Source organism: Parapedobacter deserti, from assembly GCF_042646065.1.
Classification (GTDB): Bacteria; Bacteroidota; Bacteroidia; order Sphingobacteriales; family Sphingobacteriaceae; genus Parapedobacter; species Parapedobacter deserti.
This window is the reverse complement of sequence record NZ_JBHRTA010000005.1, coordinates 1-7,847: the sequence shown is the minus strand read 5'-3', so window position 1 is coordinate 7,847 and position 7,847 is coordinate 1. Positions and strand designations below refer to the sequence as shown.

Genomic DNA, 7,847 nt, shown 5'->3' with positions numbered 1-7,847 from the left:
CGCAGTATAACAGCGGAGAATTTACATTAGATGCTACGGCTCCGACTCCGGGAACCGGCGAATGGAGCGTGGTTAGTGGTACGCCTGCAGTTGGAATAGTGGATGCTACCGATCCGAACGCAATCATTACATTGGATCCGAATACGTCTGTAACCCTGCGTTGGACGGTTACTAATGGAACGTGTGTCGCTTTTGACGATGTGGTGTTGACGTATACTTCACAAGCGGACATCGTAACGGTGAAAGTGGTGAGCGATGCCACGCAGACAACGTTCACCCCGGGTGAGTCGGTAGACTACACGATCACGGTGACGAACAACGGCCCGAGCGATGCCCAGGATGTGAACGTGGAGGATACGGCACCAACCGGAACCATTATCACAAACTGGACAGCGGTGGTGACCACCGGTACGGTGACATTGCCAAACACCAGCGGCACGGGTGATATCAATGAGACCATACCTACATTGCCTGACGGCGCTGTGGTAACCTATACGGTAACGGTCCAGACACCGGCTGACTTCGATGATGACCTGGTGAACACGGTTACGGTGACCACACCGACACCCGACCCGGATCCGACCTGCGATGACTGCACGACCCCGCCGCTGACACCTGATCCGCAGGCGGACATCGTAACGGTGAAAGTGGTGAGCGATGCCACGCAGACAACGTTCACCCCGGGTGAATCGGTAGACTACACGATCACGGTGACCAACAACGGCCCGAGCGATGCGCAGGATGTGAACGTGGTGGATACGGCTCCTGCCGGAACCATTATCATAAGCTGGAGTGCAACAGTCACAGCGGGTACGGTGACATTGCCAAACACCAGTGGCACGGGCGACATTAATGAGACTATCGCCACATTGCCTGACGGCGCTGTGGTGACCTATACGGTGACGGTGCAGACGCCTCCGGACTTCGATGATGACCTGGTAAATGCGGTTACGGTGACCACACCGACACCCGACCCGGATCCGACCTGCGATGACTGCACGACCCCGCCGCTGACACCTGATCCGCAGGCGGACATCGTAACGGTGAAAGTGGTGAGCGATGCCGCGCAGACAATGTTCACCCCGGGTGAATCGGTAGACTACATGATCACGGTAACCAACAACGGCCCGAGCGATGCGCAGGATGTGAACGTGGTGGATACGGCTCCTGCCGGCACGACGATCACGGGCTGGACAGCGGTGGTGACCACCGGTACGGTAACCCTCCCGAACACCAGCGGCACGGGCGATATCAATGAAACGATTGCCACGCTGCCGAATGGCGCTGTGGTGACCTATACGGTGACGGTGCAGACGCCGGCTGACTTCGATGATGACCTGGTGAATACGGTTACGGTGACCACACCGACACCTGACCCGGATCCGACCTGCGATGACTGCGAGACCCCGCCGTTGACACCTGATCCGCAGGCGGACATCGTAACGGTGAAAGTGGTGAGTGATGCCACGCAGACAACGTTCACCCCGGGCGAATCGGTTGACTACACGATCACGGTAACCAACAACGGCCCGAGCGATGCGCAGGATGTGAACGTGGTGGATACGGCTCCTGCCGGCACGACGATCACTGGCTGGACAGCGGTTGTCACCACCGGCACGGTAACATTGCCGAATACTTCAGGTACCGGTGACATCAATGAAACGATTGCCACGCTTCCGAATGGCGCTGTGGTAACCTATACGGTAACGGTGCAGACACCGGCTGACTTCGATGATGACCTGGTGAACGCGGTTACGGTGACCACACCGACACCCGACCCGGATCCGACCTGCGATGACTGCACGACCCCGCCATTGACTCCTGATCCGCAGGCGGACATCGTGACAGTGAAAGTGGTGAGCGATGCCACGCAGACAACGTTCACCCCGGGTGAATCGGTAGACTACACGATCACGGTGACCAACAACGGCCCGAGCGATGCACAGGATGTGAACGTGGTGGATACGGCTCCAACCGGCACGACGATCACTGGCTGGAGTGCAACAGTCACGACGGGCACGGTGACATTGCCAAACACCAGCGGCACGGGCGACATCAATGAAACGATAGCCACATTGCCCGACGGCGCTGTGGTAACCTATACGGTTACGGTACAGACACCGGCTGACTTCGATGATGACCTGGTGAACACGGTTACGGTGACCACACCGACACCCGACCCGGATCCGACCTGCGATGACTGCACGACCCCGCCATTGACTCCTGATCCGCAGGCGGACATCGTAACGGTGAAGGTGGTGAGCGATGCCACGCAGACAACGTTCACCCCGGGCGAATCGGTTGACTACACGATCACGGTAACCAACAACGGCCCGAGCGATGCCCAGGATGTGAACGTGGTGGATACGGCTCCAACCGGCACGACGATCACTGGCTGGACAGCGGTGGTAACCACCGGCACGGTAACGCTTCCCAATACTTCAGGTATCGGTAATATCAATGAGACAATAGCCACGCTTCCGAATGGTGCAGTGGTGACCTATACGGTGACGGTGCAGACACCATCGGATTTCTCGGGCACGCTGGTGAATACGGTTACGGTGACCACACCGACACCCGACCCGGATCCGACCTGCGATGACTGCACGACCCCGCCATTGACTCCTGATCCGCAGGCGGACATCGTAACGGTGAAAGTGATAAGTGATGCCACGCAGACAACGTTCACCCCAGGTGAGTCGGTTGACTACACGATCACGGTGACGAACAATGGCCCGAGCGATGCGCAGGATGTGAACGTGGTGGATACGGCTCCTGCCGGCACGACGATCACTGGCTGGACAGCGGTGGTAACCACCGGTACGGTGAGCCTTCCGGCCACGAGCGGCACGGGTAACTTGGATCAGACCATACCTACATTGCCTGACGGCGCTGTGGTAACCTATACGGTGACAGTGCAGACACCATCGGATTTCTCGGGCACGCTGGTAAATGCGGTTACGGTGACCACACCGACACCCGACCCGGATCCGACCTGCGATGACTGCACGACGCCGCCGCTGACACCTGATCCGCAGGCGGACATCGTAACGGTGAAAGTGGTGAGCGATGCCACGCAGACAACGTTCACCCCGGGTGAGTCGGTAGACTACACGATCACGGTAACCAACAACGGCCCGAGCGATGCACAGGATGTGAACGTGGTGGATACGGCACCAGCCGGCACGACGATCACTGGCTGGACAGCGGTGGTAACCACCGGCACGGTGAGCCTTCCGGCCACCAGTGGCACGGGCGATCTGAATGAGACCATACCTACATTGCCTGACGGCGCTGTGGTAACCTATACGGTAACGGTGCAGACACCATCGGATTTCTCGGGCACGCTGGTAAATGCGGTTACGGTGACCACACCGACACCCGACCCGGATCCGACCTGCGATGACTGCACGACGCCGCCGCTGACACCTGATCCGCAGGCGGACATCGTAACGGTGAAAGTGGTGAGCGATGCCACGCAGACAACGTTCACCCCGGGTGAGTCGGTTGACTACACGATCACGGTAACGAACAACGGCCCGAGCGATGCACAGGATGTGAATGTGGTGGATACGGCTCCAACCGGCACGACGATCACTGGCTGGACAGCGGTGGTGACCACCGGCACGGTGACATTGCCGAATACTTCAGGTACCGGTGATATCAATGAAACGATTGCCACGCTGCCGAATGGCGCTGTGGTGACCTATACGGTGACGGTGCAGACACCGGCTGACTTCGACGATGACCTGGTGAACACGGTTACGGTGACCACACCGACACCTGACCCGGATCCGACCTGCGATGACTGCGAGACGCCGCCGCTGACACCTGATCCCCATGCGGACATCGTAACGGTGAAAGTAGTGAGCGATGCCACGCAGACAACGTTCACCCCCGGCGAATCGGTTGAGTACACGATCACGGTAACCAACAACGGCCCGAGCGATGCCCAGGATGTGAACGTGGAGGATACGGCGCCTGCCGGAACCATTATCACAAACTGGACAGCGGTGGTGACCACCGGCACGGTGACATTGCCAAACACCAGCGGCACGGGTGATATCAACGAGACGATAGCCACATTGCCTGACGGCGCTGTGGTGACCTATACGGTAACGGTGCAGACACCGGCTGACTTCGACGATGACCTGGTGAACACGGTTACGGTGACCACGCCGACACCCGACCCGGATCCGACCTGCGATGACTGCACGACCCCGCCATTGACTCCTGATCCGCAGGCGGACATCGTAACGGTGAAAGTGGTGAGCGATGCCACGCAGACAACGTTCACCCCGGGTGAATCGGTAGACTACACGATCACGGTAACGAACAACGGCCCGAGCGATGCACAGGATGTGAACGTGGTGGATACGGCTCCAACCGGCACGACGATCACTGGCTGGACAGCGGTGGTAACCACCGGTACGGTGAGCCTTCCGGCCACGAGCGGCACGGGTAACTTGGATCAGACCATACCTACATTGCCTGACGGCGCTGTGGTGACCTATACGGTAACGGTGCAGACACCGGCTGACTTCGACGATGACCTGGTGAACACGGTTACGGTGACCACGCCGACACCCGACCCGGATCCGACCTGCGATGACTGCACGACCCCGCCGCTGACACCTGATCCCCATGCGGACATCGTAACGGTGAAAGTAGTGAGCGATGCCACGCAGACAACGTTCACCCCGGGTGAGTCGGTTGACTACACGATCACGGTAACGAACAACGGCCCGAGCGATGCACAGGATGTGAATGTGGTGGATACGGCTCCAACCGGCACGACGATCACTGGCTGGACAGCGGTGGTGACCACCGGTACGGTGACATTGCCGAACACCAGTGGCACGGGCGACATTAATGAGACAATAGCCACGCTTCCGAATGGTGCAGTGGTAACCTATACGGTGACGGTGCAGACACCATCGGATTTCTCGGGCACGCTGGTGAATACGGTTACGGTAACCACACCGACACCTGACCCGGATCCGACCTGCGATGACTGCACGACCCCGCCGCTGACACCTGATCCGCAGGCGGACATCGTAACGGTGAAAGTGGTGAGTGATGCCACGCAGACAACGTTCACCCCGGGTGAGTCGGTTGACTACACGATCACGGTGACCAACAACGGTCCGAGTGATGCGCAGGATGTGAACGTGGTGGATACGGCTCCGGCCGGCACGACGATCACTGGCTGGAGTGCAACAGTCACGACGGGCACGGTGACATTGCCAAACACCAGCGGCACGGGCGACATCAATGAGACGATCGCCACATTGCCTGACGGCGCTGTGGTAACTTATACGGTGACGGTTCAGACACCATCGGATTTCTCAGGCACGCTGGTGAATACGGTTACGGTGACCACACCGACACCCGACCCGGATCCGACCTGCGATGACTGCGAGACCCCGCCGCTGACACCTGATCCGCAGGCGGACATCGTAACGGTGAAGGTGGTGAGTGATGCCACGCAGGCAACGTTCACCCCGGGTGAGTCGGTAGACTACACGATCACGGTGACGAACAACGGCCCGAGCGATGCGCAGGATGTGAACGTGGTGGATACGGCACCAGCCGGAACGACGATCACTGGCTGGACAGCCACGGTAACCACCGGTACGGTAACATTGCCGAACACCAGCGGCACGGGCGACATCAATGAGACGATCGCCACATTGCCTGACGGCGCTGTGGTAACCTATACGGTGACAGTCCAGACACCATCGGATTTCTCAGGCACGCTGGTGAACACGGTTACGGTGACCACACCGACACCCGACCCGGATCCGACCTGCGATGACTGCACGACCCCGCCGTTGACACCTGATCCGCAGGCGGACATCGTAACGGTGAAAGTGGTGAGTGATGCCACGCAGACAACGTTCACCCCGGGTGAATCGGTAGACTACACGATCACGGTGACCAACAACGGCCCGAGCGATGCACAGGATGTGAACGTGGTGGATACGGCTCCAACCGGCACGACGATCACAAGCTGGACAGCGGTGGTGACCACCGGTACGGTGACATTGCCGAATATCAGTGGCACGGGCGACATCAATGAAACGATAGCCACGCTGCCTGACGGCGCTGTGGTAACCTATACGGTGACGGTGCAGACGCCGGCTGACTTCGATGATGACCTGGTGAACACGGTTACGGTGACCACACCGACACCTGACCCGGATCCGACCTGCGATGACTGCACGACCCCGCCGCTGACACCTGATCCGCAGGCGGACGTGGTAACGGTGAAAGTGGTGAGCGATGCCACGCAGACAACGTTCACCCCGGGTGAGTCGGTTGACTACACGATCACGGTAACCAACAACGGCCCGAGTGATGCGCAGGATGTGAACGTGGTGGATACGGCTCCTGCCGGCACGACGATCACTGGCTGGACAGCGGTGGTAACCACCGGTACGGTAACATTGCCGAACACCAGCGGTACTGGCGACCTGAACGAGACGATCGCCACATTGCCTGACGGCGCTGTGGTAACCTATACGGTGACGGTGCAGACACCGCCGGACTTCGATGATGACCTGGTAAACGCGGTTACGGTGACCACACCGACACCCGACCCGGATCCGACCTGCGATGACTGCACGACCCCGCCGCTGACACCCAATCCGCAGGCGGACATCGTAACGGTGAAAGTGGTGAGTGATGCCACGCAGACAACGTTCACCCCGGGTGAGTCGGTTGACTACACGATCACGGTGACCAACAACGGTCCGAGTGATGCGCAGGATGTGAACGTGGTGGATACGGCACCAGCCGGAACCATTATCACAAACTGGACAGCCACGGTAACCACCGGTACGGTGACATTGCCCAACACCAGCGGCACGGGCGACATCAATGAGACGATCGCCACATTGCCTGACGGCGCTATGGTAACCTATACGGTAACGGTGCAGACACCGGCTGACTTCGACGATGACCTGGTGAACGCGGTTACGGTGACCACACCGACACCCGACCCGGATCCGACCTGCGATGACTGCACGACCCCGCCATTGACACCTGATCCGCAGGCGGACATCGTAACGGTGAAAGTGGTGAGCGATGCCACGCAGACAACGTTCACTCCCGGTGAATCGGTAGACTACACGATCACGGTAACCAACAACGGCCCGAGTGATGCCCAGGATGTGAACGTGGTGGATACGGCTCCAACCGGCACGACGATCACAAGCTGGAGTGCAACAGTCACAGCGGGCACGGTAACGCTGCCAAACACCAGTGGCACGGGCGACATCAATGAGACGATAGCCACATTGCCTGACGGCGCTGTGGTAACTTATACGGTGACAGTGCAGACACCATCGGATTTCTCGGGCACGCTGGTGAATGCGGTTACGGTGACCACACCGACACCCGACCCGGATCCGACCTGCGATGACTGCACGACCCCGCCGCTGACACCTGATCCGCAGGCTGACATCGTAACGGTGAAGGTGGTGAGCGATGCCACGCAGACAACGTTCACCCCGGGTGAGTCGGTTGACTACACGATCACGGTAACCAATAACGGCCCGAGCGATGCGCAGGATGTGAACGTGGTGGATACGGCTCCAACCGGCACGACGATCACTGGCTGGACAGCGGTGGTAACCACCGGTACGGTGAGCCTTCCGGCCACGAGCGGCACGGGTAACTTGGATCAGACCATACCTACATTGCCTGACGGCGCTGTGGTGACCTATACGGTGACGGTTCAGACACCGGCTGACTTCGATGATGACCTGGTGAACGCGGTTACGGTGACCACACCGACACCCGACCCGGATCCGACCTGCGATGACTGCACGACCCCGCCATTG

Annotated in this window: 1 protein-coding gene; it reads left to right on the top strand. The window is 59.4% G+C overall.

All coding sequences use genetic code 11. The annotated features are described in order from the left end of the window. Positions 1–7,847, top strand: a 7,847-nt coding sequence (locus ACFOET_RS01760; protein WP_379018946.1) for a hypothetical protein, incomplete at both ends; no start/stop codon positions are given.